The following is a 24,776-nucleotide window of genomic DNA, read 5'->3' as shown; positions in this document are numbered from 1 at the left end:
CCTTAGCGCTTCTTAGCCTTCTTATCAGCAGCATGGCCGCGATAAGTACGAGTCGGTGCGAATTCACCCAGTTTGTGACCGATCATTTCTTCGGTAACGAAAACCGGAACGTGCTGACGACCATTATGGACAGCGATGGTCAAACCGATCATGTTCGGGATGATCATTGAACGACGGGACCAGGTTTTAACCGGCTTTTTATCCCCGCTTTCCACCGCTTTCTCTACCTTCTTCAGCAAGTGCAGGTCAATAAATGGACCCTTCTTGAGAGAACGTGGCATGGTGATTCCTCTATGTTAACAATTACTTGTTACGACGACGTACGATGTACTTGTCGGTACGCTTGTTCTTACGGGTCTTGAAGCCTTTAGCCTTCTGGCCCCATGGGGACACAGGCTGCATGCCCTTGTTACGACCCTCACCACCACCGTGCGGGTGGTCAACCGGGTTCATCGCCATACCGCGAACGGTCGGACGAATACCACGCCAGCGGTTTGCACCGGCTTTACCCAGTTGACGCAACATGTGCTCGGAGTTACCGACTTCACCGATGGTAGCGCGGCACTCGGCCAGAACTTTACGTACTTCGCCGGAACGCAGACGCAGAGTTACATAGTTACCTTCACGAGCCAGGATCTGGATGAAAGTACCAGCGGAACGAGCCAGCTGGGCACCTTTACCAGGCTTCATCTCTACAGCGTGAACGGTAGAACCAACCGGGATGTTGCGCATCGGCAGGGCGTTACCTACCTTGATGGCTGCATCAGCACCAGAAGCGATCGCGTCACCAGCTTTCAGGCCTTTCGGAGCCAGGATGTAACGACGCTCACCGTCTGCATACAACACCAGAGCGATGTTAGCGGTACGGTTCGGATCGTATTCCAGGCGCTCTACTTTAGCCGGGATACCGTCTTTGTCGCGCTTGAAGTCGACGATACGGTAGTGCTGCTTGTGACCACCACCGATATGACGGGTAGTGATACGGCCGTTGTTGTTACGACCACCGGACTTGCTTTTGCTGTCCAGCAGAGCGGCGAAGGGCTTGCCCTTGTACAGCTCTTGATTGACGATCTTGACGACGTGGCGGCGGCCCGGAGAAGTAGGCTTGCACTTAACGATTGCCATTTTTGAGAACTCCTCTTACTCGGCTGCGCCCATGAAGTCGATGTCCTGACCAGCTTTCAGGGTCACATAAGCCTTTTTCCAATCGGAACGACGGCCTACGCGTGCACCTGCGCGCTTGGTCTTACCCTTCATGTTCAGGGTACGGACGGTCTCAACTTCGACCTCGAACAGTTTCGCAACTGCAGCTTTGACTTCCGCCTTGGTAGCATCAACAGCAACTTTGAACACGATAGTGTTCTGCTTTTCTGCAACCATGGTGCTCTTTTCAGAGATGTGCGGAGCCTTCAGAACTTTCAGCAGACGCTCTTCACGGATCATGCCAGCATCTCCTCGATTTGCTTAACTGCATCAGCAGTCATCAGAACCTTGTCGAAAGCGATCAGGCTGACCGGGTCGATACCGGCAACGTCACGCACGTCAACTTTGTACAGGTTGCGAGCAGCCAGGAACAGGTTCTCATCGACTTCAGCAGTCACGATCAGAACGTCAGTCAGTTCCATTTCTTTCAGCTTGGCGATCAGTTCTTTGGTCTTCGGAGCTTCGATGCCGAACTTCTCAACAACGATCAGGCGCTCTTGACGTACCAGCTCGGACAGAATGCTACGGATAGCGCCGCGGTACATCTTCTTGTTTACTTTCTGGCTGTGATCTTGCGGCTTAGCGGCAAAAGTCACACCACCGGAACGCCAGATGGGCGAACGGATGGAGCCAGCACGGGCACGACCAGTACCCTTCTGACGCCACGGCTTTTTGCCGCCACCAGACACTTCAGAGCGAGTCAGCTGCGCACGAGTACCCTGACGGGCACCAGCGGCATATGCAACGACGACCTGGTGAACCAGAGCTTCGTTGAATTCGCGCCCGAAGGTAGTCTCGGAAACTTCAAGAGCGCTCTTGGCGTCTTTCATTACCAATTCCATTACTATCTCCTCAGACGTTACGCTTTGACGGCAGGTTTGACGATCACGTTGCCGTTGGTTGCACCCGGTACTGCACCTTTGATGAGCAGCAGGTTGCGTTCAGCGTCAACACGAACCAGTTCCAGGTTCTGAGTCGTTACACGCTCAGCACCCATGTGACCAGCCATCTTTTTGCCCTTGAATACACGACCCGGAGTCTGGTTCTGACCGATAGAACCCGGAACGCGGTGAGACAAGGAGTTACCGTGGGTCATATCCTGGGTGCGGAAGTTGTGGCGCTTAACAGTACCAGCAAAGCCCTTACCTTTGGATGTGCCGGTAACGTCTACCAGCTTAACGTCAGCGAGAAGATCTACTTTCAGCTCGCTACCAACAGTGAAAGTTTCACCGTTGTTCAGGCGGAATTCCCACAGACCGCGACCGGCTTCTACACCAGCTTTGGCGAAGTGGCCAGCTTCCGGCTTGGTCACACGGCTGGCTTTCTTGGCGCCAGTGGTAACCTGAATAGCGTTGTAGCCGTCGGTTTCTACAGATTTGACCTGAGTTACACGGTTAGCTTCAACTTCGATAACAGTCACCGGGATAGAAACGCCATCTTCAGTGAAGATGCGAGTCATACCCACTTTGCGACCTACAAGACCGATTGTCATTGTTATCAACCTCTTTCCGTAATTAACCCAGGCTGATCTGGACGTCTACACCAGCTGCCAGATCCAGACGCATCAGGGCGTCTACGGTCTTGTCAGTCGGCTCAACGATGTCTACCAGACGCTTGTGAGTGCGGATCTCGTACTGATCACGCGCATCTTTGTTGACGTGCGGGGAGATCAGGACGGTGAAGCGCTCTTTGCGAGTCGGCAGCGGAATAGGACCGCGAACCTGCGCGCCAGTGCGCTTAGCAGTTTCAACGATTTCCGCAGTGGATTGATCAATCAGGCGATGATCAAAAGCCTTCAGGCGGATACGGATTCTTTGGTTCTGCATTGACAGAGCTCCAATAGATAAAAGAACATAAATCAACACCGCCCGACCGAGATTACTCCCGCCAGAGGTGTGATTTTTCACGTTTCCCCCCATATCGGGAGGACTGTATGGCTGGCTCCTGTAAACAGGAAACTCAGCAGCAGACATATCGTCTGGCTTACCTCATGGGTAAGCGGAGGGGATTATACGGATTTTTCAAATTTGCGCAAGGGAGAGCGAACAGATTATGCGCAGTTTTATGTGACAGATGGATCTCGCCTGCGGCAACACACTATGCTGCCGACACCCAGGTAACGACAATGTTACAAGCAGACTGGTAGACTGTGCGCTTGCCTCTGTCAGTGGAACGACATCCCATGCTCAAAGATCAAAAGAAAGCCTATCAGTATGGCCTTTGCGCCGTTGCCCTCTGGTCGACGGTCGCCACCGCCTTCAAGATCTCCCTCGCCTATTTCGAACCTGTGCAACTGTTGCTTGTGGCCGCCTTCACCTCGACTCTCACGCTGACAGCCGTCGTCGCCAAACAGGGCAAACTGCCGCTGCTGGGGAGCTACATCAAGGCCCGCCCTTTCTACTATCTGACTCTGGGCGTGCTTAATCCCTTTCTCTATTACCTGTTGCTGTTCAAAGCCTATGATCTGCTACCTGCCCAGCAGGCACAGACCCTCAACTACACCTGGGCCATTACCCTCAGTCTGCTGGCCGTCCCCTTCCTCGGCCAGAAGCTGCGTCGGCGCGATGGCGTCGCTATCGTGCTGGGGTATTTTGGCGCGCTGGTGATCGCCACCAGAGGGGATGTATTCGGCCTGCAGTTCGACAGCCCCCTCGGCGTGACGCTGGCGCTGGTCTCGACCCTCATCTGGGCCAGCTACTGGATCCTCAACACCCGCAATCAGGGCGATCCCATTGTCAGCCTGTTGCTCGGCTTTATGATCAGCCTGCCTTTTATAGTCGTGGCGACCTGGTTGCTCTCCGATTTTGCCATGACCGCCTGGCAGGGATGGGCTGGTGCCATCTATGTGGGACTGTTCGAAATGGGCTTCGGTTTCGTGCTCTGGCTGATGGCGCTGCGCCATGCCACCAACACGGCCCCCATCAGCAACCTCATCTTTATCTCGCCGTTTGCCTCACTGGTACTGCTCAACCTGTTGATCGGCGAAGCCATCCATCCGGCCACCCCCATCGGGTTGGCGCTCATCGTTGCCGCCCTGCTGATCCAGCAGCTCAAGTACGGCAAACGCTATCGTGCATCAGTCGAAACAAAGAGCTGACCATGCAGAAGGGCGTATCCACGGATACGCCCTTCTCTCAATCCATCCACTCCTGTGGCTGATGTTTCGGCAGCCGCATCTCGACCAGCAGGCCGCCGAGCTCCGAACTTCCCAACCGGATAGTGCCGTGGTGCTGGGCGACTATCTTGGCCACGATGGCCAACCCCAAGCCACTGCCGCCAACGGTACGCGCCACATTCCCCTGAGTAAACGGCTTGAGCACCCGGGAGTAGTCCTGCTCCGGAATGCCGGGGCCATCATCGGAAAGGCGCAAGCGCACCCAGTGCCCGTCGTCCTTGAGCTCGGCATGCAAGCGGCTCGCCCCATAACGCTGCGAGTTGCTTGAGAGGTTGTTCAACACCCGCCGGATACTTACCGGATTGCAGGCCACCCGCACCGCCTCTTGCGGCAGCGCCAGATCGACCTCCAGCCCCTGCTCCGAGTAGATCAGCAAGGTATCATGCACCAGCTGGGTCAGGTCGATAGGCTCCAAATCCTGCCCCTCATCCGGTCGGATGTAGTCGATGAACTGATCGATGATGGCATTGGACTCATCGATGTCGGCGTTGATGCTCTCCTTGAGGTACTCGTCACCGGAGGACATCATCTCGGTCGCCAGCCGGATGCGGGTCAGCGGGGTACGCAGATCATGGGAGACCCCCGCCATCATCAGGTTACGCTCTTCGATCAGGCTCTTGATGGAGTGCGACATATGGTTGAAGGTGCGGGTCAGCCGCCGCACCTCCCTTGAGCCCAGCTCCCCCAGCGCCTCGGGGAAATGCCCCCTGGCAACAGCAACTGCACCAGCCTCGAGATCCTCGAGCGGGCGCACCAGCTGCCGGGCAAAGCGCCAGGCCGCAAACAGGGTGATCACCAGCAGCACGCTCAGATAGATGATGAGGGGTTCGATATCGTCATCTTCAATCTCGGTCAGCGGGATCCGCACCCAGATTTTGCTGGCCTGCGGCGGCTGGATCCAGATGATGTAGTGATCCTGGATCTCGACCCGCACCTTGGCCGGGCCACCCAGCTCGCGACTGATGTTCTCCTCCAGATAGGGGTATGGCTTGGCATTGTTGAAGCCATGCTGCACCGCTTCGCTCTGGGTATAGATGTCGGTACCGGTCGTCACATAGACCAGCGCCTCGGCATCTTCACTCAGCGCCAGTTGTTCAGTGTTGACCGGAAAGATCAGCTTGACCTGATTGGCCAGCAAGTGACTGATCTGCTTGACGGTTGGCGCCAGCAGATAGTTATAGAAGGTGACGTAGGAGACTGCTTGATAGACCACCAGAACGGCGGCCAGAAACCAGAGCATGCGCGAGAACATGCTGCCGACCTTTTTCATGCACCGTCACCATCTGGCACGAACACATACCCCAGACCCCAGACGGTCTGCAGGTAGCGGGGCTGGGCCGGATCCTGCTCCAGCAGGCGGCGCAGACGAGAGACCTGTACGTCGATACTGCGCTCGGTGGCGGTATATTCGCGGCCACGTGCCAGATTCATCAACTTGTCGCGGGAAAGCGGCTCGCGCGGATGGCTGACCAGTACCTTGAGCACCGCAAATTCACCACTGGTGAGCGCCATCGGCTCACCATCCCGGCTCAGCTCGCGGGTCGCCAGATTGAGCTGGAAGGCGCCGAAGTTGACCACCTTCTCTGCAGCAGAAGGGGCCCCCGGCAACTCGACGGTATGGCGGCGCAGCACGGCACGGATCCGCGCCAGCAGTTCGCGGGGATTGAACGGCTTGGGCAGATAGTCATCGGCCCCCATCTCGAGCCCGACGATGCGATCCACTTCATCCCCCTTGGCGGTGAGCATCAACACCGGGATCTGGTTGCCCGCTTCCCGCAGACGACGGCAGATGGAGAGCCCATCCTCCCCCGGCAACATCAGGTCGAGCACCATCAGGCTGAAGTTTTCACGAGTCAGCAAGCGATCGGCCTGCTCGCCATTGGCCACGCCGCGCACTACGAATCCCTGCTCGGTGAGATAGCGCTCCAACAGGGAACGTAATTTCAGGTCATCGTCCACGACCAGGACCTTGTATTGCTGCTGACTCATTGCTTTGCCTCTTCATTCTTTAGCTGCCCCCAATACTAGGGGGGGATATAGCGGGAGCAAAGCACAAATATGTTACCGGTTATTACCCGTCCCGAGAGCGTGACAGCCATCAAGTCACTGCGCTGGCCAGCGACTCCCTGAATGGCGCCAGCCGAGCCATCACGATTTCCCTCGACAGCAAGAGGACAAAAGCTAATATTCCCGAGCAGTTAGCGATGAATACCCCTCTTTGACAGGTCCGCATCACCATGAAGACAAAGCTGATCACCCGCGAAGGCTACAACAAGCTGAAAGAAGAGCTCGATTTCCTCTGGCGTCAGGAGCGCCCCGAGGTCACCAGGAAGGTGGCATGGGCCGCCAGCCTGGGGGATCGCAGCGAAAATGCCGACTACCAGTACAACAAGAAGCGGCTGCGGGAGATCGACCGGCGGGTGCGTTACCTGCGCAAATGTCTCGAAGAGCTGGGGATCGTCGACTATGCCCCCGCGCAGGAGGGCAAGGTCTTCTTCGGCGCCTGGGTCGAGGTGGAAAACGAAGAGGGCGAGACCAAGCGCTTTCGCATCGTCGGCTATGACGAGATCTTCGAGCGCAAGGATTACATCTCCATCGACTCCCCCATGGCCCGCGCCCTGCTCAAGAAAGAGGTCGGTGATGAGGCCATCGTCCGTACGCCAGTTGGTGACGTCTGCTGGTATATCAACGAGATCAACTACCCCAAATAGCCGGACTGCTTGCCACAGGCACATTCTGAGTCACAGGTGCAATGGCAAGATAAACGCCTCCCCTGCGACTTTCTCAGTCTGACGGGTGCAGCCCCCAGCGCAGGGTGGCATCCCGCAACACGACCCCATATAGTGCTCACACTTGGCGCCTGATGGCGCGGACTCGACCACAGAGGCCCTCAACAACATCATGATGCAAACCATAGAGAGACAGATTGCCGGTGAGCTCAATGCTCGCCCGGAGCAGGTGCAGGCCGCAGTTCGCCTGCTGGATGAAGGCTCGACCGTGCCCTTTATCGCCCGTTACCGTAAAGAGGTGACCGGCGGTCTGGACGACAGCCAACTACGTACTCTGGAGAGCCGCCTCGGCTATCTGCGTGAACTGGAAGATCGCCGTCAGGTGATCATTCGCTCCATCGAAGAGCAGGGCAAGCTGACCCCCGAGCTGATGCGCGAATTGAATGGCGCCGACAGCAAGACCCGGCTGGAAGACCTCTACCTCCCCTACAAGCCCAAACGCCGCACCAAGGGACAGATGGCCATCGAAGCGGGGCTGGAGCCGCTGGCCACCCTGCTGCTCAGCGACCCGATGCAGGATCCCGAGCACGCTGCAGCCACCTTCCTCAATCCCGAACAGGGCATTGCCGACAGCAAGGCTGCCCTCGACGGCGCCCGCTATATCCTGATGGAGCGCTTTGCCGAGCAGGCCGACTTGCTGGAGAAGCTGCGTGACTACCTGTGGCAAAATGCCACCCTGAGCGCCCGCGTGGTGGCAGGCAAGGAGCAGGAAGGGGCCAAGTTCAAGGACTATTTCGAACACGACGAACCACTGCACAAGGCCCCCTCCCACCGGGTGCTGGCCATGCTGCGCGGCCGTAATGAAGGGATCCTCAATCTGGCGCTGGTAACCGGTGACGATGATAGTGCCAGCCCCTGCGAAGGGATCATTGCCCACCACTTCAAGCTCAATCTGCAGAACCGCCCGGCCGACAAATGGCTGCAAGGGGTGGTGAGCTGGACCTGGAAGATCAAGTTGTCGCTTCAGATGGAGACCGAGCTGATCGGCCGTATCCGCGAATCGGCAGAGGAGGAGGCGATCAAGGTGTTCGCCATGAACCTCAAGGATCTGCTGATGGCGGCCCCGGCGGGCATGCGCTGCACCATGGGGCTGGATCCGGGCATCCGTACCGGGGTCAAGGTTGCCGTGGTGGATGCCACCGGCAAACTGGTCGATCACGCCACCATCTATCCGTTCGAACCAAAACGCCAGATTGATCAGAGCCTCAAGACCCTGAGCGAGCTGTGCCAGAAACACAAGGTCGAGCTCATCAGCATCGGCAACGGCACCGCCTCGCGGGAGACCGACCGGCTGGTGAGCGACCTGTTCGAGCGCTACCCCGCCGCCAAGGCGCAGAAGATAGTGGTGAGCGAAGCAGGAGCCTCGGTCTACTCCGCCTCCGAACTCGCCTCCCAGGAGTTCCCGGATCTCGACGTCTCGATCCGTGGCGCCGTCTCCATCGCCCGCCGCCTGCAAGACCCGTTGGCCGAACTGGTCAAAATCGATCCCAAGAGTATCGGGGTCGGCCAGTATCAGCACGACGTCGGCCAAAGCCAGCTGGCCCGCCGGCTGGATGCCGTGGTTGAGGATTGCGTAAACGCGGTCGGGGTCGATGTGAACACCGCCTCGGTCGCCCTGCTCAACCGGGTTTCCGGCCTCTCCCAGACGTTGGCCCAGAACATCGTTGCCTACCGGGATGAGCACGGCGCATTCAAGAGCCGTCAGCAGTTGCTGAAAGTGAGCCGACTCGGCCCCAAAGCCTTCGAACAGTGTGCCGGCTTCCTGCGCATTCGCGGCGGCAGCAACCCCCTCGACAGCTCGGCGGTGCACCCTGAGTCTTATCCGGTCGTGGAGCGGATCCTCGCCAAGCTGGAGCAGACAGTGGAGAGCCTGCTCGGCAACAGCAGCCTGCTGCGCAGCCTGAAACCGGCCGATTACACCGATGAGCAATTCGGCGTACCTACCGTCACCGACATCATCGGCGAGCTGGACAAGCCGGGCCGCGACCCGCGCCCCGAGTTCAAAACCGCGACCTTCAAGGAAGGTGTGGAGCAGATCAGCGACCTGGTGCCAGAGATGGTACTGGAAGGTGTAGTCACCAACGTCACCAACTTCGGCGCCTTCGTCGATATCGGTGTTCATCAGGACGGTCTGGTGCACATCTCCTCCCTGACCGACCGTTTCGTCAAGGATCCCCGTGAGGTGGTCAAGGCGGGCGACATTGTTCGGGTCAAGGTGCTGGAAGTGGACGCCCCGCGCAAGCGGATCAGTCTGACCATGCGCCTCGACGAAAAGGCAGGGCAACCCGCCCGCAAGCCGGCTGAAGCGCGCAACAGCAGTGCTGGCAACACCAAACCAAGAAATGAGCCGCGCCAAAGCCCCCCTATGGGTGGTGCCATGGGCAACGCCTTCGCGGCAGCGCTCTCCAAAGCGAAAAAGTAGCGAAGCCTTCCAGAAGTCCTCTGAATGCAAAAAGCCCCGCAAGGGGCTTTTTTACACGCGAAGATCAGGATCACTGCGTCAGGGCAGCAAGAATGCTCTCGGGCTCTCCATGCTGGGCCAGCACCTCCCGCAGTCGGTTGAATGCCTTGCAGGCCTCTTGCGGATATTTGCCGTAAGAGACGACACCGGTGTGGCTCCAACCAGCCGCCAGCATCACTTTCTTCTTGAAACTGGTTCCTTCAGTTCCCCCTCCCCCGAGCTGCATCAGAAACTGCTCCATCTGCAGGTGGGGGGGCGGTACACGGGAGAAGGTGGCGAAATCTTCCGCTTTGACTTCATCGAAATGCATGACAGCTCCTGTGAAATTGGAATGGGCCTGATCTTCAGGTTAGTTGCAAAACAGGCAAAGCAGCTGAAAGTTTGGTGAGGGGGGATTCAGATATGCAGACTGAGGGACTGGGTCGAGGCCGGGCTGACAGCCTGTTGATAGTGGCCCGCGATGACGCTGTTGCGCTTGTCCATATAGGCACTCAGCACACCGCCCGATTTCGCGCTCTGCTCGGCCATCAGCTCTTTGCGCGCCTTGGCTTCACTCGCGGCGGCGCTGCGTGCAACGGCCAAATCCTGCGCGGAAGGCTCGGCAGGCGCCAGCGCTGCAGAGCGGATCTGCTGCATCTTGGCGATGGTAGCCGCAGGGTCACCGGGTACGACACTGGTATCGATCTGGACTTCGCCACCCGTAGCATAACGCTTGCCATCCGGCCCTTGCGTAAACTGATAGGTGGGCGAGCTGGCGTACTCTCCACCCGCAGACTGGTGAGCCTGCTCGTGAGTGCGCACCTCCTTGTCACGCTCGACAAGATCCTGAACCTGCTGCTCTTGCCGCTGTTGCTGCTCCTGCTGTTTGGGATCTTGCTGCTTGCGCTGCCCATCCTCACCGGTGGCCTCGACAAAGCGATTGTCTGGCAGTGTCGTCGGCGCCGGTTGCCCGGTTTCACGGCTGTTCTGGGAGCTCTGATTGCTGGAGGCCTGACCGGCTTTGGATTTCTCTTTCTGGGAGCCGACTTCAGATTCGGCAACGGAGGCTTGGCCCGCCCGGGCCTGCGGGATCAGTTCTGCCCGGCGATTATCCGTCCTCGCTGCTTCCACCTGAGGTTGCAGCTGTGTCGGAATAAGGGGGGGCAGACTGACATTGATGTTCATCTCACACCCGGATGTCGATCAGGGTTCCCATCATATCGCTGGCGGTCTGCACTACCTTGGCGGAAGCGCCAGCCTGCAGCTCGGCCACCTTGAGATTGACGAGCTCATCGGTCACTTGCACCTGATCCCCGCTGGGGGTGTTGAGACGGGCGATCTGATTGGATGCCTTGTCGGCAATCTGCTCGGCTCGCTGAAATCCCTGTACCCCGCTGTTGAAAGCAGAATCAATACGCATGATGTTACTCCTCTGGTCACAGCTTAATTATCCGCCAGACCAGAGGATTAATGAAGCTTGTTGACTATTTTTTATCCAACAAAATCTCGAACGATTTCAATGAATTCGTCAGGGTGGGAGATAAAAGGTGCGTGTGAGGCCTTATTGAGGGTCACGCTGCGGCTGGCAGGATAGAGATCATCCAGCAGGGGAATGGCCGCCTTGGGTACCAATGAATCCAGTCGCCCATAGATCCGCAACCAGGGCAGATCGAGCTCCTGCAGCGGTTCGCGCAGGTCAATCTCGGCCAACAGTGTCAGTCCAGCCTCGAGTGCGGCAAACTCGGGCGCCGGCCGCTCGGCCAGCCAGTGGCGCAACTGACGGATATCGTCCCGGGCATGTTCGCTGCCCATCGCCTGGATCGCCAGAAAGCGCTCTATGGTCTGGCGAAAATCCCCCGCCAGCATCTGGTTGAAGCCGGTCAGTACCTTGGGGGCGATCCCCGGCCACTCGTCGCGGGCCATAAAACAAGGGGAGCTGGCCACGGTGATCAGGGAGTGCAGCCGATCGGGATGCATCAGCGCCAACTGGCTTGCCACCAGCCCCCCGAGCGACCAACCAAGCAGATGGCACTTCTGCGGCATGATGGCAGCCACCTGCTCGGCAAGCCAGGGCAGGCTGTAATCCACCTCGTCTGCCAGCGGGCTGTTGCCAAAACCGGGCAAATCCACCAGATGAACCCGATAGTGGGACGCCAACTGTTGGGCAATGCCATGCCAGACCGCACCATTCATCCCCCAACCGTGCAACAGCACCAGATCGGGCCCCTGGCCAAACTGCTCTACCGATATGCTCATCTAGACTAAAGATCCCTGTTCATGCTCTTGGGGTCAGCATGTTAAAGCGACTGCTCGCTAAAGCAAGCCCACTGCTCGGCAGCCACGCCGACTGGCAAGGGAGCTGCCTGCTCTGTAATCAGCCTTGTGACAACGAGCCCCTGCTCTGCAGCTGGTGTCGGCAGGCGTTGCACCAATCAGAGCCAAGATGCCGCCTCTGCGCCGCACCGCTGGCTGACTATATAAAAGAGAACATACCGGTCTGCGGCCGCTGCCAACGCAGACCTCCCCCCTGGGAGCGGCTGCAGGTGATCGGCGACTACCAAACCCCCTACCCCATGCTGATCCCCCGGCTCAAATATTCCGGCCAGATCCTGCTGGCGCCGCTACTGGCACGCCTCTTGGCCGATCATCTGGATAGCAGCGAGCCGCCGGAGGCGATCATTCCGGTTCCCCTGCACTGGTGGCGGCAGTGGCGGCGTGGGTTCAATCAGGCGGGGGAGATCGCACAAGCCCTTGGCGAGTTCACCGGTATTCCCTGCGACAACACTCTATTGCAACGCATCAAGGCGACCCCGCAACAAACAACCTTGAGCGCCGGGCAGCGGCGGCGCAATCTGCGCGGGGCATTCCGGATCCGCCCCCACCACTATCGCCATGTCGCCCTGCTCGATGACGTCGTGACCACAGGCGCCACCGCTGGGCAGCTCAGCCGTTTGCTCCATGAGAGCGGCATCACAAAGGTAGAAGTGTGGGCAATCTGTCGTACCCTGCGACACAGCAAGTAGCCATCGGCATGCTACCCAAGCATTAATAACCGCGTTATCATGAATACCCTAGTCGTACACTCAGGTTTATGAGGATAGTGATGATCAGCATTTCCGACGCCGCCCAGGCCCATTTCCGTAAACTGCTGGAAAAACAGCCTGATGGCACCAATATCCGGGTGTTTGTGGTCAATCCGGGAACCCAGAATGCCGAGTGTGGCGTATCTTATTGCCCGCCCGATGCCGTGGACCCGGAAGATCAACACCTGCCCTTCAGCGGCTTCGACTGCATGGTCGATCCCCTGAGCGCCCCCTTCCTGGTGGATGCCACCATCGACTTCGTGACCGATCAGATGGGCTCCCAGCTCACCCTGAAGGCACCGAACGCCAAGATGCGTAAAGTGGCCGATGACGCGCCACTGATCGAGCGCATCGAGTACGTGCTGATGTCCGAAGTGAACCCCATGCTGGCCGGTCACGGTGGCAAGGTCACCCTGGTCGAGCTGACTGAAGACAAACTGGCCATCCTGCAGTTTGGCGGTGGTTGCAACGGTTGCTCCATGGTCGATTACACCCTGAAAGAGGGGATCGAGAAGCAGCTGCTGGAGAAGTTCCCGGGCGAACTCAACGGTGTGAAAGACGCCACCGAGCACCAGCGCGGCGACCACTCCTACTACTGATTTGCAGCCCTTGCAGCAAAGAAAAGGCCCCGCCATCTGGCGGGGCCTTTTGCATGGGCAATCGGCAGATTACTCGTCCTTCTTGTCTCGCGACAGCAGGGCGATGGCCGCCTCTTTCGGGTTCTTACCCTCGTAGAGCACCTTGAAGATCTGCTCGCAGATGGGCATCTCGACGCCGCAGCGGGCCGCCAGCAGATGCACCTCTTTGGTGTTGCGATACCCCTCCACCACCTGACCGATCTCGGTCATGGCGGTGTTCACATCCTTGCCAGCCCCGAGGGCCAGCCCGAAGCGACGGTTGCGCGACTGGTTGTCGGTACATGTGAGCACCAGATCCCCGAGCCCCGCCATCCCCATAAAGGTTTTGGCATCGGCACCCAGCGCCGCACCCAGACGCTGCATCTCCACCAGGCCCCGGGTGATGAGCGCGGTTCTGGCATTGGCGCCAAACCCGAGCCCGTCGGAGAGACCGGCACCGATGGCGATGACGTTCTTCACCGCCCCACCCAGCTGCAGACCGACGAAGTCCGGATTGGTATAGACCCGGAACGAGCGGCCACAGTGCAGCAGGTGGGAGAGATCGTCGGCGAACTCGTCGTGGGTCGAAGCGACCGAGATGGCGGTCGGCAAACCGGCAGCCAGCTCCTTGGCGAAGGTGGGACCAGAGATCACCGCCAGTGGTATCTCGTCACCCAGCACTTCACGAGCCACATCCTGCAGCAGACGGCCACTGTCCGGCTCCAGACCCTTGGTGGCCCAGGCGATACGGGTATCGGGGCGCAGGAAGGGCTTGATCCGGGTCAGCACATCGCCAAATACATGGCTCGGCACGACCAGCAGCAGCACGGGGGCAGCCTGTACCGCACGTTGCAGATCCGCAGTTAGCTGCAGATCGGCAGGAAAAGGGACATCAGGCAGAAAAGCCTTGTTGCAGCGGTCTTGTTCCAGCTCGGCGACATGAGCAGGGTCGTGACCCCACAGCAGGGTCGGATGACCGTTGCGCGCCAGAGAAATGGCAAGGGCGGAGCCATAAGACCCCGCCCCCAAGACCGAGATAGCGATCTGGTCAGCCATTATCAGGCTTCCGCAGTCGCCTGCTGGGCCTGTGCTTGCGCCATGTGCTGGGCAAACAGGGCATCGAAGTTGACCGGTGCCAGGTTCAGCTGCGGGAAGGAACCCTTGCTCACCATGTTGGCCACGGCTTCGCGGGCATACGGGAACAGGATGTTCGGGCAGAAGGCAGCCAGGCAGTGGGCCAGTTGCGGCTCCGGCAGGTTACCGATGGTGAAGATACCGGCTTGCTGTACTTCGCACAGGAAGGCAGTTTCGGTTTCCAGTTTGCAGGTTACGGTCAGGGTCAGGACAACCTCGTACACGCTCTCAGCCAGGATGTTGGTCTTGGTATCCATATCCAGCTTGACGTCCGGCTGCCACTCTTTCTGGAAGATGTGCGGGGTGTTCGGCGCTTCGAAAGAGACATCCTTGGTGTAAACACGCTGGATGTGGAATTCCGGTTGTACTTCCTGGTTGTTGATCTCGTCAGCCATTTCGTTTGATTCCTTGTTATATGGATAAGTGGGCTCAGGCCCTGCTTAAATCAGCGTTTCTTGGTTACCGGCAGATTTTCTGCACGCCATTGGGCCATGCCACCGCCGAGCACATAAACCTGCTTGAAGCCAGCTTTGCTCAGCTGACGGCCCGCGCCGCCCGCAGTCATTCCCGACTCGCACACCACTATGATGGGGGCATCTTTATGCTTTTCAACCGGGCCCAGATTATTGCTCTGGATCTGGGTCAGCGGCAGGTGCTGGGCACCGGCCAGATGGCCCTTGGCGTACTCTTCCTGACTGCGAATATCCACCACGGTAGCATTCTCGCGGTTGATCAGCAGGGTCGCGGTGTGATTGTTGACGGTTTTTACCGGAGACAAACGGGCACGCACAGTGGTGTAAACCAGGGTGCCAGCCAGACCCAACCAGGCTGCGGTCAGCAGCGGGTTACGGGCCGCAAAATCCAAATACTCTTGCATCTTCTACTATCCAGGGACCAAGACAAGGGCCCGAGTATACATGGGGGTATTGATAAGATCAGCCATCTTGGCGGCAAAGCGCGAGCAGGCTCCCATCATCATTGGGCTGCGAGCATGGCAAGAAGAGCGTGGCTTGCGGGGCCACGGGAGCGCCCCTTGGCTATCAGGTGACTATTTCGGCAGATGTAGTAATATTACGCTAGTTTCATTTCCCGCATTTTTTCCAATCCGAGAGGACATAGTCTTATGTCAACAGCTAAGAAACCTTTGGTTCTGGTCATCATGGACGGTTGGGGCTACAGCACCAAGCAAGAGCACAACGCCGTCGCTGCCGCCAAGACTCCCAACCTCGATCGTCTGGCCCGTGACTACACCAGCACCCTTATCTCCGGCTCCGGTCTGGATGTCGGTCTGCCGGATGGCCAGATGGGCAACTCCGAAGTGGGCCACGTCAACATCGGTGCCGGTCGCATCGTCTATCAGGAGCTGACCCGCATCTCCAAAGACATCCAGGATGGCGAATTCTTCCAGAACGTCGAGCTGGCCAAGGCTGTTGACGCTGCCGTGACCAACGGCAAAGCAGTTCACATCATGGGCCTGATGTCCCCGGGTGGCGTACACAGCCACGAAGAGCACATCATGGGCATGATCGAAATGGCAGCCAAGCGTGGCGCCGAGAAGATCTACCTGCACGCCTTCCTGGATGGCCGCGACGTTCCGCCGCGCTCCGCCCAGTCCTCCATCGAGCTGTTCGACGCCCTGTTCGCCAAGCTGGGCAAGGGTCGCTTCGCCTCCATGATCGGCCGTTACTTCGCCATGGACCGTGACAACCGCTGGGATCGCGTGCAGCAAGCCTATGACCTGATGACCCAGGGCAAGGGCGAGTTCACCGCCGAGAGCGCCACCGAAGCGCTGGCTGCCGCCTATGCCCGCGACGAGAACGACGAGTTCGTCAAAGCCACCCGCATCGGCGAAGCTGCACCGATGGAAGATGGCGATGCGCTGATTTTCATGAATTTCCGTGCCGACCGTGCCCGTGAAATCACCCGCGCCTTCGTTGACACCGACTTCACCGGCTTCGCCCGTGCCGTTGAGCCGAAGCTGAACTTCGTGATGCTGACCGAATACGCGGCCGACATCAAAACTGCCTGTGCCTACCCGCCGACCGCTCTGGTCAACACCCTGGGTGAGTGGCTGGCCAAGCAGGGCAAGACCCAGCTGCGCATCTCCGAAACAGAGAAGTATGCTCACGTCACCTTCTTCTTCAACGGTGGCGAAGAGTCCTGCTTCACAGGCGAAGATCGCGAGATCGTGGCCAGCCCGAAAGTGGCGACCTATGACCTGCAGCCGGAGATGAGCTCCGAAGAGCTGACCGACAAGCTGGTTGCGGCCATCAAGAGCGGCAAGTACGACGTCATCATCTGTAACTACCCGAATGGCGACATGGTTGGTCACACAGGTGTGTTCGATGCCGCCGTCAAAGCCTGTGAAGCCGTTGACCACTGCATCGGTCGCGTGACCGACGCCCTGGCCGAAGTGGGTGGCGAGTGCCTGATCACTGCCGACCACGGTAACGCCGAGAAGATGCTGGACGAAGAGACTGGTCAGGCCCACACCGCCCACACCAATCTGCCGGTTCCGCTCATCTATTTCGGTCGCAAAGCCGAGGTGGTTGAAGGTGGCAAACTGTCCGATCTGGCCCCCACCATGCTGACCCTGATGGGTCTGCCGGTGCCGCCGGAAATGACTGGCAAGCCCCTGATGATTCTGAAATAATCCTTCCCCATGCGGGGATGCGAAGTTATTTCACAGAAAACCAGTCGCGTCGGCCTGTTGGCCGGCGCGCTGTTTTTTTGCCTGTCGATTGGCGCCAGCACACCGGCTTTGGCCGCCAATCAGCAGCTGGGGACCATGCAGTCCCAGATCAAAGAACAACAGAAGACCATCAAGCTCAGCAAGCAGGAGCTTGCCAAGCTCAATACCCAGCTCAAGGCTGACGAGCAGGCCATCTCGGCCGCCGCCGCCAAACTCAACCAGACCAGGCAACAGTTGAAGCAGAACCAGCAGACGCTGGCGACCCTGCAAAAAGACAAGCTGGGGCTGGAAGTTCAAGCCAAACATCAAAAACAGTTGCTGGCCAAACAGGCGGAGAGCGCCTTTCAAGCGGGCAACCACGACTACCTCAAACTGCTGCTCAATCAGCAGGATCCGGCCAAACTGAGCCGCTCACTCGACTACTACGACTACCTCAACAAGGCCCGCATCGAGGCCATCGACGCCCTGCGCGCCACCCGCGACAAGCTGGCGAAAAACCAGCAGGCAACCAAAGAGACCGAAACCAGACTGCAGACCCTGCTTGCCGAACAGCAGGAGCATCACCAGACCCTGCTGGCCAGCCAGCAGAGCCGGGCCAAGGTGCGCAACCAGTTGCAGCAGTCGGTACAGGATGACGAGCAGAAGCTCACCAAGCTGGTCAAGGCGGAGAAAGCGCTGAAAGCCCGGCTGGAAGAGCTGCGTCGCAAGCGGGAAGAGCAGGAGCGCCGTGAACGGGCCGAGCGCGAACGGCTGGCCAAGCTGAAAGCGGAGCAGGAGCGTCAGCGCAAGCTGGCCGAACAGCGCCGCGCCGAGCAACAACGACTCGCCGCCCAGCAGAATAAAACCGTCAAACCGGCAGAACCTGCCGAAGAGGTGGCCAGCAGCAAACCGGAGCGCGGCTCGGGCATCAGCAGTGCCGGTCACTATAGCGGCCTCAAGACCAATGGCAGCCTGCGCTGGCCGGTGCAGGGACCGATCCTCATCTCTTACGGTTCGCCGCGCACCGCCCAGCTTAAGTGGAAAGGCACCCTGATCGGCGCCAGCGAAGGAACTCAGGTCAAGGCGGTCGCACCGGGACAAGTGGTTTACGCCGACTGGCTCGATGGCTTCGGTATGCTGCTGGTAATCGATCACGGTAAGGGCTATATGAGCCTCTACGGTCACAATCAGTCGCTGCTTCGTCAGGTGGGCCAGAATGTGGAACAGGGTGAACCTGTGGCACTGGTCGGTGACAGTGGCGGTCAGGACAGACCGGGCCTCTATTTCGAAATTCGCTATCAGGGCGAGGCCATCAACCCAACCAAATGGCTGGCCAAGGGTTGAGTCAACCCGGCCGACAAACGCATCACACGCTCACTAGCAAAAGCCTGCATCACGCAGGCTTTTGTCGTTTCAGGAGTACAGCAACCCGCTGTCGCTCCCATTTGATGAAAAATTACCTAATTTTTCGCTCGGCTCAGGGGAAGACAACCAGACCGATCTGCTCCAGCAAGGTCTGCTGCTGATCCTCGTTGATCTGCACCCCTTGCAGATCGACCCGGCGCAGATCCAGCCCCGGCAGATCGCACTGGCGCAGATCGCAGCCCTGCAGCTTGAAGCTGGTCCAGTCAATCTGGCCAAACTCGGAGCCGCTGAGATCGGAACCCGCAAGCGAGGCACCAAACAGGTTGGCTCCCTGCCAGCGGTTGCCGGTCAGCTCGCACTTCTCCAGCAGACAACCCTCGAAGCTGGCATAGCTGAAGTTGTTGCCGGTCAGATGGGCCTCGCAGAAGTAGCTTTTGGCGGTGATCTGGTTGGCGAAGCTGGCATGGCTGAAGTTGATACCGACCGCCTGACAGTCGCGCATCTCCAACCCCAGACACTGGCTGCGGCTGCAATCGGCCATGGTGAGATCGCAGCGCAGGAAGCTGGCCTCGCGCAGATCGCAACCCTGCAACAGGCAGCCCCGTTCACTCTCCCGATCGTAGAAGCTGCAGTCGATGAAGCGGCTATCGTTCAAATCCAGCCAGGAGAAGTTGCAGCCGATAAAGCGGCACTCCGAGAACTGCTCCCCCTCCACATCCTGTTGCTCGAACCGGACATCCACGAACTGCTTGCCTCTGATCATCGGAAAACTCCTGCAAAAACGGCTTCATATGCTGACTTTATCCGCCAAAAACGGTAATGTTACATGTAACATCCACGCTGGACACCCCTATGAGCCCCACCCGCAAGCGCCGCCCCACCCTGCAAGATATCGCCGACCAGACCGGCGTGACCAAGATGACTGTCAGCCGCTATCTGCGCGACCCGCAGACCGTAGCGGAGGGGACCCGCGAGCGGATCGCAGCTGTAGTGGAAGAGCTGGGTTATATCCCCAATCGGGCGCCGGATATTCTCTCCAACGCGACCAGCAAGGCGATCGGCATCCTGATCCCTTCCCTCTCCAACCAGGTCTTCTCGGCGGTGATCCACGGCATCGAGTCGGTGACCCGACCGGCCGGTTACCAGACCCTGCTGGCCCACTACGGCTATAGTCCGGAGCGGGAGGAGGAGCAGGTCGCGTCCCTGCTCTCCTATCACGTGGATGGGCTGATCCTCTCCGACAGCCAGCACACCGAACGCACCCGCAAAATGATCGCCACCGCCGGCATTCCGGTGGTGGAGACCATGGATCTGCCGCAAACCCCCATCGACATGGTGGTCGGCATGGACCATAGAGCCGCGGCCCGGGCCATGGTAACAGAGATGCTGCGCCGGGGCCGACGCAAGGTGGTCTATCTGGGGGCGCGGCTCGACGTGCGTACCCAACTGCGGATGGAGGGTTACTATCAGGCGATGACCGACTTCGGCCTCACCGGCCAGCATCTGCTGACCGAACAATCCTCCAGCTTCACTCTGGGGAGCGAGCTGCTGGATCAGGCGCTGGTGCGCTATCCCGACCTCGACGGCCTGTTCTGCACCAACGATGACCTGGCGGTGGGTGCTCTGCTGCAGTGTCAGGCCAAGTGGATCCCGGTGCCCCAGCAGATCGCCATCGCCGGTTGCAACGCCCTCGACATCGGCCACGCCATGACCCCCAAGCTGGCCAGTATCGCCACCCCGCGGGAAGCGATAGGTCGGGAGGCGGCCACCATGCTGCTGGCGCGTCTCAACGGCCCATCCCAACCCGACACCCGCAAGGATATCGGCTTCTCCCTCTATGTCGGGGAGAGTCTGGGCTGATCCCTTGCCATCATGGCGCGTTCGCCCGTCATGATGGCGCATCCTGCAACCTCTTATCGCCATCCTCTGCTCTATGCTGGCCCGGCATACCAACCACATGTCAGGAGCAGAAGATGAACAACACCGAACGATTGCAAGCCTGCCTGCAGCGCGTTGTCTGCAATCCCCGCTTTACCCTAGCCGAGCTTGACCAGTGGTTCACCCTGGATTACTGCCAGCAGGTAAACGGCGAGCAGCTCGACTACGCCGACTTTCGCCAGCACATTGCGACGCTCAGAGATCATCTGGCCGAAGCCACCATCGAGTTTGTCGCCACCATCGCGCAAGGGGACAGGGTGCACTCGACCCATGTGGTACGAGCCACCCGCCACGATGGCGCCCCGCTGGTCTGCAAGGTGAGCGGTCTCTTCACCTTTCGCGACGGCAAGATCTGCCAGACCGACGAGGTGACCTGCCTGCTGAGCGGCTGCGAGCAGGATGCCGACATAGGTTCACGACGCTGAGTCGCGCCGGGCGAAGCGCTGGAGCGCGCGGGAGAAGGCGGCAGGATCTTCGTAACCGAGCAGGTCGGCAATCTGCGCCGATGTGACCCCCTGATACTGCAACTGGCAGGCCCGCCCCATCACCACCTGCTCGCGCCACTGGCGGAAGGTACAGCCCAGCTGCAGAAGGAAAAGCCGGTTCAGAGTGCGTAGCGAAGCGCCGCAATCCACGGCCAGCTCGGCAAGCGTGGTGTTGATGGAGGGAGCCTGACAGAAGCGATCCAGCACCCGCAGCAGGCGCGGGTCGAGGTTGGCCGCCAGCGCAGGCTGGGCCGCTTGCGGGGCAGCTCGCGCCAACTCGTGGCCAATCACCGTCAGATAGGCCTCCCGCTCGGCCCCCTCCTCCAACTCACTGAGACGGGCAAAGAGGCCGGCCAGCAGTGGTGTCAGCTGGCGCAGGCCAAAAGGAGCTGATGCGGACGATGGGGTATAGATAAGCGAGAGGCGAGAGTGGCGCAGCACGCGAAATTCGTGCTCCCAGCCCGCCGGAATAAAGCAGAGCTGGCCGGCAACCAGCAGCTCGCTGGCAGCACCGCCGGTGATAACGCCGCCACCGTCGTGCATGTAGCAATACTGGGCCTGCGGATGGCAGTGCAGCGGAGTGAAGTGCCCTTGCGGGCAGGAGCGATGGAGAAAAGACATGTCGGCCAGCCGGATAAGAAACCGACCACGACCATAAGGGAGCAGACGGCACCCTGTAAATGGCTTTTCCGCCGTCAGAATGGCCAAAAGAAGCAGGCCACCCGAGGGTGGCCTGTTTGGTTTTCTGGACACAACTGATGCTTAGCGTTTTACCAGCTCAACCGCTTCGCGGGAGAGGCGAGTCACCTCTTCCCAGTTGCCGCTCTTGACCGCATCGGCCGGCAGCATCCAGGAACCGCCGACGGTGGCGACGCACTTGAGCGCCAGATAGTCGGCCACGTTTTTCGGGCCGATACCGCCGGTCGGGCAGAACTTCACCTGGGGCAACGGCGCGGCAATGGCAGAGAGCGCCTTGGTGCCGCCGTTCGCTTCAGCCGGGAAGAACTTCAGATGGTCGTAGCCCGCTTCCAGCGCCTGCATCACTTCAGACGGAGTAGCCACGCCCGGGATCAGCGGTGCAGTGCTCTTGGCCGCGTGGGCCAGCAGGGCCGGGGTCATCCCCGGGGAGATGACGAAGCGGGCACCGGCAGCAACGGCTGCATCAAACTGCTCGCAGTTGAGCACGGTACCGGCACCGACCATGGCATCCGGCATCGCCTTGGCGATAAGGGCGATGGCATCGAGCGCCACCGGGGTGCGCAGGGTGATTTCGAAGACAGAGATGCCGCCGTCGAGCAGCGCCTTGGCCATCGGCAGGGCCTGATCCAGCTCGTTGATAACCATCACGGGTACCAGCGGGGAGGCGGCAAACACCTCGGCCGGGGTCACTTTCCAGTTCTGCATAGCTCTTCCTTAGTCAAAGATGGTAGCGCCACACTCGGCGCTCGATACCGCGCGACGCATCACGCTGAACAGTTCACGGCCCCACCCCTCTTGTTCCAGAGTGAGGTCAATCTCGGCCTGGGTACGGCCACTCAAATCAGTCAGGCAGTCGAGGCTGCCGTTTACCGCGTCAACCCGCAGCAGGTCGCCGTCAGCCAGCAGACCGATGGCCCCGCCGTGCAGCGCTTCCGGGGTGACGTGGATGGCGGCCGGGATCTTGCCGGAGGCGCCGGAGAGACGGCCATCGGTGACCAGCGCCACCTTGTAACCCGCCTTCTGCAGGTTGCCGAGCACCGGCATCAGCTTGTGCAGCTCCGGCATGCCGTTGGCGGCCGGGCCATTGTGGCGCACCACGATCACGGCGTCCTGATTGAGATCGCCCGCCTTGTAGGCTGCTTCCACCGCATGCTGGGAGGAGAAGACCCGCGCCGGTGCTTCAATCACCCGATACTCGGGAGCCACGGCGGAGACCTTGACCACGGCGCGGCCCAGATTGCCCGCCAGCAGCTTGGTGCCGCCGGTGGCCTGGAATACGCTGCCGGAAGGTGACAACACGCTCGCATCGCCGCTTTCGCCCACCGGCTGCCATACCAGCTGGCCATCCACCAGTGCCGGACGGCTGAGGTAATCCTGCATCTCGCCAAAGACCGGAGTAGCGTCCATGTGGATCAGCCCCTCTTCTGCCAGACGGCGCATCAGGCCGGGCACGCCGCCTGCCTGTTCGAAGGCGTTGACGTCGGCCGGGCCGTTCGGGTACATGCGAACCAGCAGCGGCACCACGTCGGAGAGATCGCTGATGTCATCCCAGGTCAGTACCAGACCGGCCGCGCGGGCCAGCGCCACCATGTGGATGCTGTGGTTGGTGCTGCCGCCAGAGGCGAGCAGGGCCACCAGACCGTTGACCAGCGAGCGCTCATCCAGCACCTCGCTCAGCGGGCGATAGGCCGGGGAACCCGGGATCATGGCGCTGATGCGGCGGGCCGCTTCAGCGGTCAGGGCGCGGCGCAGCTCGCTATGCGGGTGCACAAAGGCGGAGCCCGGCAGCATCAGGCCCATGGCCTCGAACACCAGCTGGTTGGTGTTGGCGGTGCCGTAGAAGGTGCAGGTGCCTGCCGCGTGGTAGGCGCCGCACTCCATCTCCAGCAGAGCATCGCGACCCACTTCACCGGCGGCGTACTTCTGACGCACCTTCACCTTCTCGTCGTTGCTGATGCCGCTCGCCATCGGGCCAGCAGGAACAAATGCAGTCGGCAGGTGGGCGTGGGAGAGGGCCCCCATGATCTGGCCCGGAGCGATCTTGTCGCAGATGCCGAGCAGCAGGGTGGCGTCGAAGGTGTTGTGAGAGAGCGACAGCGCGGTCGCCTGGGCGATCAGGTCGCGGGAGAAGAGGGACATGTCCATCCCCGGCTGCCCCTGGGTCACGCCATCGCACATGGCGGGCACGCCGCCGGCGACCTGAGCACTGTGGCCCAGTTCGGCCAGCGCGCCCTTGATGATATCCGGATAGCCCTGATAGGGCTGATGGGCACTCAGCATGTCGTTGTAGGCGGTGACGATACCGACGTTGGCACGGGTCATGTCGAGGATGCGACCCTTCTCGTCACTGCTGCAGGCGGCCACGGCGTGGGCCAGGTTGCCGCAGGCCAGTGCGGCGCGGGTCTTGCCTTGCTCGGCCTGACGCTGGATGCGGGCCATAAAGGCCTGACGGCGGGCGGCACTGCGCTCGCGGATGCGGGCAGTGACGTCGGAAATTACCTTATGAATCATTGGGCTTGCTCCAATGCTGTGACGGCGCGGTCAACCACCTGTTCGAAGGTGCCGTCTATATCAATGTGGAATACACCGGCTTCGCCATCCGGGCGCTCCAGGGTATCGAACTGACTTTGTACCATGCTTTCGCGCATGAAGTGGCCCTTGCGGGCACGCATCCGCTCGAGGATCAGCGGCTGGCTGCCATCGAGGAAGATGAAGCTGACCGACTCGTTGCCTTCGCGGATCTGGTCGCGGTACTTCTTTTTGAGAGCGGAACAGACGATGATGCCGGTCTCGTTCTTCTGCTCGAGACTGTAGGCGGCGTCGCGGATCCGCTCCAGCCAGGGGGCACGATCCTCATCGTTGAGGGGGTTGCCGCCAGCCATCTTCTGGATGTTGGCCTTGGGGTGCAGGTCATCACCATCGATGAACTTGGCACCCAGCGCTTCGGCCACTTTCAGACCCACGCTGGATTTGCCGCTACCACACACACCCATCACGATAATGCACTTACCCGCCATAATTTGACCTCTGTCCCACTTTTCAAAAAACCAGCTGTTGATGGGTTCTAATCTAACACGTTACCGGTAACATGTTACCGGTAACCATTGAAAATGTGAAGTCTGCCACAGACTGAGCAAACCCATAGTCACCTGGGCATATGATGTTGAGCCCTTGCCA

At 59.8% G+C, this 24,776-nt stretch carries 29 protein-coding genes; 9 read left to right on the top strand and 20 right to left on the bottom strand.

All coding sequences use genetic code 11. The annotated features are described in order from the left end of the window. Positions 1-2: 2 nt before the first annotated feature. Genes rpsS through rpsJ form a run of 6 tightly spaced genes read right to left on the bottom strand, consistent with a single transcriptional unit; the run spans position 3 to position 3,029 of the window. Positions 3-281 carry a 30S ribosomal protein S19 gene (gene rpsS / locus LRL22_RS17365; protein WP_005307960.1) on the bottom strand — a complete coding sequence of 93 codons (279 nt, stop codon included), beginning with the start codon at positions 279-281 and terminating at the stop codon, positions 3-5. 22 nt (positions 282-303) lie between these two features. Continuing rightward, on the bottom strand, positions 304-1,125 hold the full coding sequence (gene rplB / locus LRL22_RS17360; protein ID WP_005340614.1) for a 50S ribosomal protein L2: 822 nt from the start codon (positions 1,123-1,125) through the stop codon (positions 304-306). A 15-nt stretch (positions 1,126-1,140) separates the two neighbouring features. After that, positions 1,141-1,443, bottom strand: a complete 303-nt coding sequence (gene rplW / locus LRL22_RS17355; RefSeq protein ID WP_005307955.1) for a 50S ribosomal protein L23 — start codon at positions 1,441-1,443, stop codon at positions 1,141-1,143. Then, positions 1,440-2,045, bottom strand: a complete 606-nt coding sequence (gene rplD / locus LRL22_RS17350) for a 50S ribosomal protein L4 (RefSeq protein WP_005340616.1) — start codon at positions 2,043-2,045, stop codon at positions 1,440-1,442. The genes rplW and rplD overlap by 4 nt, the downstream gene beginning before the upstream one ends. Before the next feature lie 17 nt (positions 2,046-2,062). Continuing rightward, complete coding sequence (rplC, locus tag LRL22_RS17345) at positions 2,063-2,695, bottom strand: 50S ribosomal protein L3 (RefSeq protein WP_005340620.1); 633 nt, start codon at positions 2,693-2,695, stop codon at positions 2,063-2,065. Positions 2,696-2,717: 22 nt separating this feature from the next. After that, positions 2,718-3,029 carry a 30S ribosomal protein S10 gene (rpsJ, locus tag LRL22_RS17340; RefSeq protein ID WP_005307944.1) on the bottom strand — a complete coding sequence of 104 codons (312 nt, stop codon included), beginning with the start codon at positions 3,027-3,029 and terminating at the stop codon, positions 2,718-2,720. A 356-nt stretch (positions 3,030-3,385) separates the two neighbouring features. Between rpsJ and LRL22_RS17335 the strand changes: the two genes are divergently transcribed. Next, complete coding sequence (locus LRL22_RS17335) at positions 3,386-4,300, top strand: DMT family transporter (RefSeq protein ID WP_005355344.1); 915 nt, start codon at positions 3,386-3,388, stop codon at positions 4,298-4,300. A gap of 37 nt (positions 4,301-4,337) precedes the next feature. On the opposite strand, the gene envZ is transcribed toward LRL22_RS17335, so the two are convergent. Then, on the bottom strand, positions 4,338-5,648 hold the full coding sequence (gene envZ / locus LRL22_RS17330) for a two-component system sensor histidine kinase EnvZ (protein ID WP_270905955.1): 1,311 nt from the start codon (positions 5,646-5,648) through the stop codon (positions 4,338-4,340). Continuing rightward, on the bottom strand, positions 5,645-6,367 hold the full coding sequence (gene ompR / locus LRL22_RS17325; protein ID WP_005340625.1) for an osmolarity response regulator transcription factor OmpR: 723 nt from the start codon (positions 6,365-6,367) through the stop codon (positions 5,645-5,647). Before ompR ends, envZ begins: the two co-directional genes overlap by 4 nt. 248 nt (positions 6,368-6,615) lie before the next feature. On the opposite strand from ompR, the gene greB reads away from it, so the two are divergent. After that, positions 6,616-7,089: a transcription elongation factor GreB gene (gene greB, locus LRL22_RS17320; RefSeq protein ID WP_167565218.1), complete on the top strand. Its 474-nt coding sequence runs from the start codon at positions 6,616-6,618 to the stop codon at positions 7,087-7,089. Positions 7,090-7,279: 190 nt separating this feature from the next. Next, positions 7,280-9,589 carry a Tex family protein gene (locus LRL22_RS17315; protein ID WP_270905954.1) on the top strand — a complete coding sequence of 770 codons (2,310 nt, stop codon included), beginning with the start codon at positions 7,280-7,282 and terminating at the stop codon, positions 9,587-9,589. A gap of 70 nt (positions 9,590-9,659) precedes the next feature. On the opposite strand, the gene LRL22_RS17310 is transcribed toward LRL22_RS17315, so the two are convergent. The 4 genes from LRL22_RS17310 to bioH form a co-directional block, all read right to left on the bottom strand. Then, positions 9,660-9,938: a hypothetical protein gene (locus LRL22_RS17310; RefSeq protein ID WP_204384908.1), complete on the bottom strand. Its 279-nt coding sequence runs from the start codon at positions 9,936-9,938 to the stop codon at positions 9,660-9,662. 86 nt (positions 9,939-10,024) lie between these two features. Then, positions 10,025-10,792 (bottom strand): putative metalloprotease CJM1_0395 family protein, encoded by a 768-nt coding sequence (locus tag LRL22_RS17305; RefSeq protein ID WP_204384907.1) that lies wholly within the window; start codon positions 10,790-10,792, stop codon positions 10,025-10,027. A 1-nt stretch (position 10,793) separates the two neighbouring features. Further along, positions 10,794-11,027, bottom strand: a complete 234-nt coding sequence (locus LRL22_RS17300) for a flagellar hook protein FlgE (protein WP_042054219.1) — start codon at positions 11,025-11,027, stop codon at positions 10,794-10,796. 71 nt (positions 11,028-11,098) lie between these two features. After that, entirely contained in the window at positions 11,099-11,863 is a 765-nt protein-coding gene (gene bioH / locus LRL22_RS17295; protein WP_042054220.1) for a pimeloyl-ACP methyl ester esterase BioH, read from the bottom strand. Positions 11,864-11,901: 38 nt separating this feature from the next. On the opposite strand from bioH, the gene LRL22_RS17290 reads away from it, so the two are divergent. Next, entirely contained in the window at positions 11,902-12,630 is a 729-nt protein-coding gene (locus tag LRL22_RS17290; RefSeq protein WP_270905953.1) for a ComF family protein, read from the top strand. Between the two features lie 80 nt (positions 12,631-12,710). After that, entirely contained in the window at positions 12,711-13,289 is a 579-nt protein-coding gene (nfuA, locus tag LRL22_RS17285) for a Fe-S biogenesis protein NfuA (RefSeq protein ID WP_005340636.1), read from the top strand. 69 nt (positions 13,290-13,358) lie between these two features. On the opposite strand, the gene gpsA is transcribed toward nfuA, so the two are convergent. From gpsA to LRL22_RS17270, 3 genes are read right to left on the bottom strand one after another with little or no spacing between them, the layout of a single operon-like run. Next, positions 13,359-14,363, bottom strand: a complete 1,005-nt coding sequence (gene gpsA, locus LRL22_RS17280; RefSeq protein WP_005356865.1) for an NAD(P)H-dependent glycerol-3-phosphate dehydrogenase — start codon at positions 14,361-14,363, stop codon at positions 13,359-13,361. Positions 14,364-14,365: 2 nt separating this feature from the next. Then, a complete protein-coding gene (gene secB / locus LRL22_RS17275; RefSeq protein ID WP_042054222.1) occupies positions 14,366-14,836 on the bottom strand; it encodes a protein-export chaperone SecB in 471 nt (156 codons plus the stop codon). A gap of 50 nt (positions 14,837-14,886) precedes the next feature. Beyond that, the gene (locus LRL22_RS17270) at positions 14,887-15,318 is read right to left on the bottom strand and encodes a rhodanese-like domain-containing protein (RefSeq protein ID WP_005340640.1); all 432 of its coding nucleotides are present in this window, start codon (positions 15,316-15,318) and stop codon (positions 14,887-14,889) included. Positions 15,319-15,564: 246 nt separating this feature from the next. Here LRL22_RS17270 and gpmM point away from each other — a divergent pair, with 246 nt between their 5' ends. Together gpmM and envC are read left to right on the top strand one after the other, a co-directional pair. Continuing rightward, the gene (gpmM, locus tag LRL22_RS17265; protein WP_005356867.1) at positions 15,565-17,094 is read left to right on the top strand and encodes a 2,3-bisphosphoglycerate-independent phosphoglycerate mutase; all 1,530 of its coding nucleotides are present in this window, start codon (positions 15,565-15,567) and stop codon (positions 17,092-17,094) included. A gap of 9 nt (positions 17,095-17,103) precedes the next feature. Next, complete coding sequence (envC, locus tag LRL22_RS17260) at positions 17,104-18,456, top strand: murein hydrolase activator EnvC (RefSeq protein ID WP_236322889.1); 1,353 nt, start codon at positions 17,104-17,106, stop codon at positions 18,454-18,456. Between the two features lie 133 nt (positions 18,457-18,589). On the opposite strand, the gene LRL22_RS17255 is transcribed toward envC, so the two are convergent. Beyond that, positions 18,590-19,240 carry a Qnr family pentapeptide repeat protein gene (locus LRL22_RS17255; protein WP_270905952.1) on the bottom strand — a complete coding sequence of 217 codons (651 nt, stop codon included), beginning with the start codon at positions 19,238-19,240 and terminating at the stop codon, positions 18,590-18,592. Positions 19,241-19,329: 89 nt separating this feature from the next. Between LRL22_RS17255 and LRL22_RS17250 the strand changes: the two genes are divergently transcribed. Then, positions 19,330-20,337, top strand: coding sequence for a substrate-binding domain-containing protein (locus tag LRL22_RS17250; RefSeq protein WP_270905951.1), 1,008 nt, complete (start codon positions 19,330-19,332; stop codon positions 20,335-20,337). A gap of 113 nt (positions 20,338-20,450) precedes the next feature. Further along, positions 20,451-20,840, top strand: a complete 390-nt coding sequence (locus tag LRL22_RS17245; RefSeq protein ID WP_270905950.1) for a nuclear transport factor 2 family protein — start codon at positions 20,451-20,453, stop codon at positions 20,838-20,840. Here LRL22_RS17245 and LRL22_RS17240 read toward each other — a convergent pair. From LRL22_RS17240 to LRL22_RS17225, 4 genes are all read right to left on the bottom strand, one after another. Continuing rightward, the gene (locus LRL22_RS17240; protein WP_270905949.1) at positions 20,829-21,521 is read right to left on the bottom strand and encodes a helix-turn-helix domain-containing protein; all 693 of its coding nucleotides are present in this window, start codon (positions 21,519-21,521) and stop codon (positions 20,829-20,831) included. The genes LRL22_RS17245 and LRL22_RS17240 overlap by 12 nt on opposite strands. Before the next feature lie 141 nt (positions 21,522-21,662). Beyond that, positions 21,663-22,304, bottom strand: a complete 642-nt coding sequence (locus tag LRL22_RS17235; RefSeq protein WP_005342660.1) for a bifunctional 4-hydroxy-2-oxoglutarate aldolase/2-dehydro-3-deoxy-phosphogluconate aldolase — start codon at positions 22,302-22,304, stop codon at positions 21,663-21,665. Positions 22,305-22,313: 9 nt separating this feature from the next. Further along, positions 22,314-24,110 (bottom strand): phosphogluconate dehydratase, encoded by a 1,797-nt coding sequence (gene edd, locus LRL22_RS17230; RefSeq protein ID WP_270905948.1) that lies wholly within the window; start codon positions 24,108-24,110, stop codon positions 22,314-22,316. Further along, positions 24,107-24,616 (bottom strand): gluconokinase, encoded by a 510-nt coding sequence (locus tag LRL22_RS17225; protein ID WP_005340649.1) that lies wholly within the window; start codon positions 24,614-24,616, stop codon positions 24,107-24,109. The genes edd and LRL22_RS17225 overlap by 4 nt, the downstream gene beginning before the upstream one ends. Positions 24,617-24,776: the final 160 nt, after the last annotated feature.

This window comes from Aeromonas sp. PI_26 (genome assembly GCF_027854445.1).
Lineage (GTDB): Bacteria > Pseudomonadota > Gammaproteobacteria > Enterobacterales > Aeromonadaceae > Aeromonas > Aeromonas veronii.
This window is presented reverse-complemented; position numbering and strand designations above follow the sequence as displayed.

Excerpts from the sequence above, each read along its gene's own strand:
- rpsS (WP_005307960.1), bottom strand. The coding sequence starts at position 281 with ATGCCACGTTCTCTCAAGAAGGGTCCATTTATTGACCTGCACTTGCTG.
- rplB (WP_005340614.1), bottom strand. The coding sequence starts at position 1,125 with ATGGCAATCGTTAAGTGCAAGCCTACTTCTCCGGGCCGCCGCCACGTC.
- rplW (WP_005307955.1), bottom strand. The coding sequence starts at position 1,443 with ATGATCCGTGAAGAGCGTCTGCTGAAAGTTCTGAAGGCTCCGCACATC.
- rplD (WP_005340616.1), bottom strand. The coding sequence starts at position 2,045 with ATGGAATTGGTAATGAAAGACGCCAAGAGCGCTCTTGAAGTTTCCGAG.
- rplC (WP_005340620.1), bottom strand. The coding sequence starts at position 2,695 with ATGACAATCGGTCTTGTAGGTCGCAAAGTGGGTATGACTCGCATCTTC.
- rpsJ (WP_005307944.1), bottom strand. The coding sequence starts at position 3,029 with ATGCAGAACCAAAGAATCCGTATCCGCCTGAAGGCTTTTGATCATCGC.
- LRL22_RS17335 (WP_005355344.1), top strand. The coding sequence starts at position 3,386 with ATGCTCAAAGATCAAAAGAAAGCCTATCAGTATGGCCTTTGCGCCGTT.
- envZ (WP_270905955.1), bottom strand. The coding sequence starts at position 5,648 with ATGAAAAAGGTCGGCAGCATGTTCTCGCGCATGCTCTGGTTTCTGGCC.
- ompR (WP_005340625.1), bottom strand. The coding sequence starts at position 6,367 with ATGAGTCAGCAGCAATACAAGGTCCTGGTCGTGGACGATGACCTGAAA.
- greB (WP_167565218.1), top strand. The coding sequence starts at position 6,616 with ATGAAGACAAAGCTGATCACCCGCGAAGGCTACAACAAGCTGAAAGAA.
- LRL22_RS17315 (WP_270905954.1), top strand. The coding sequence starts at position 7,280 with ATGATGCAAACCATAGAGAGACAGATTGCCGGTGAGCTCAATGCTCGC.
- LRL22_RS17310 (WP_204384908.1), bottom strand. The coding sequence starts at position 9,938 with ATGCATTTCGATGAAGTCAAAGCGGAAGATTTCGCCACCTTCTCCCGT.
- LRL22_RS17305 (WP_204384907.1), bottom strand. The coding sequence starts at position 10,792 with ATGAACATCAATGTCAGTCTGCCCCCCCTTATTCCGACACAGCTGCAA.
- LRL22_RS17300 (WP_042054219.1), bottom strand. The coding sequence starts at position 11,027 with ATGCGTATTGATTCTGCTTTCAACAGCGGGGTACAGGGATTTCAGCGA.
- bioH (WP_042054220.1), bottom strand. The coding sequence starts at position 11,863 with ATGAGCATATCGGTAGAGCAGTTTGGCCAGGGGCCCGATCTGGTGCTG.
- LRL22_RS17290 (WP_270905953.1), top strand. The coding sequence starts at position 11,902 with ATGTTAAAGCGACTGCTCGCTAAAGCAAGCCCACTGCTCGGCAGCCAC.
- nfuA (WP_005340636.1), top strand. The coding sequence starts at position 12,711 with ATGATCAGCATTTCCGACGCCGCCCAGGCCCATTTCCGTAAACTGCTG.
- gpsA (WP_005356865.1), bottom strand. The coding sequence starts at position 14,363 with ATGGCTGACCAGATCGCTATCTCGGTCTTGGGGGCGGGGTCTTATGGC.
- secB (WP_042054222.1), bottom strand. The coding sequence starts at position 14,836 with ATGGCTGACGAGATCAACAACCAGGAAGTACAACCGGAATTCCACATC.
- LRL22_RS17270 (WP_005340640.1), bottom strand. The coding sequence starts at position 15,318 with ATGCAAGAGTATTTGGATTTTGCGGCCCGTAACCCGCTGCTGACCGCA.
- gpmM (WP_005356867.1), top strand. The coding sequence starts at position 15,565 with ATGTCAACAGCTAAGAAACCTTTGGTTCTGGTCATCATGGACGGTTGG.
- envC (WP_236322889.1), top strand. The coding sequence starts at position 17,104 with ATGCGGGGATGCGAAGTTATTTCACAGAAAACCAGTCGCGTCGGCCTG.
- LRL22_RS17255 (WP_270905952.1), bottom strand. The coding sequence starts at position 19,240 with ATGATCAGAGGCAAGCAGTTCGTGGATGTCCGGTTCGAGCAACAGGAT.
- LRL22_RS17250 (WP_270905951.1), top strand. The coding sequence starts at position 19,330 with ATGAGCCCCACCCGCAAGCGCCGCCCCACCCTGCAAGATATCGCCGAC.
- LRL22_RS17245 (WP_270905950.1), top strand. The coding sequence starts at position 20,451 with ATGAACAACACCGAACGATTGCAAGCCTGCCTGCAGCGCGTTGTCTGC.
- LRL22_RS17240 (WP_270905949.1), bottom strand. The coding sequence starts at position 21,521 with ATGTCTTTTCTCCATCGCTCCTGCCCGCAAGGGCACTTCACTCCGCTG.
- LRL22_RS17235 (WP_005342660.1), bottom strand. The coding sequence starts at position 22,304 with ATGCAGAACTGGAAAGTGACCCCGGCCGAGGTGTTTGCCGCCTCCCCG.
- edd (WP_270905948.1), bottom strand. The coding sequence starts at position 24,110 with ATGATTCATAAGGTAATTTCCGACGTCACTGCCCGCATCCGCGAGCGC.
- LRL22_RS17225 (WP_005340649.1), bottom strand. The coding sequence starts at position 24,616 with ATGGCGGGTAAGTGCATTATCGTGATGGGTGTGTGTGGTAGCGGCAAA.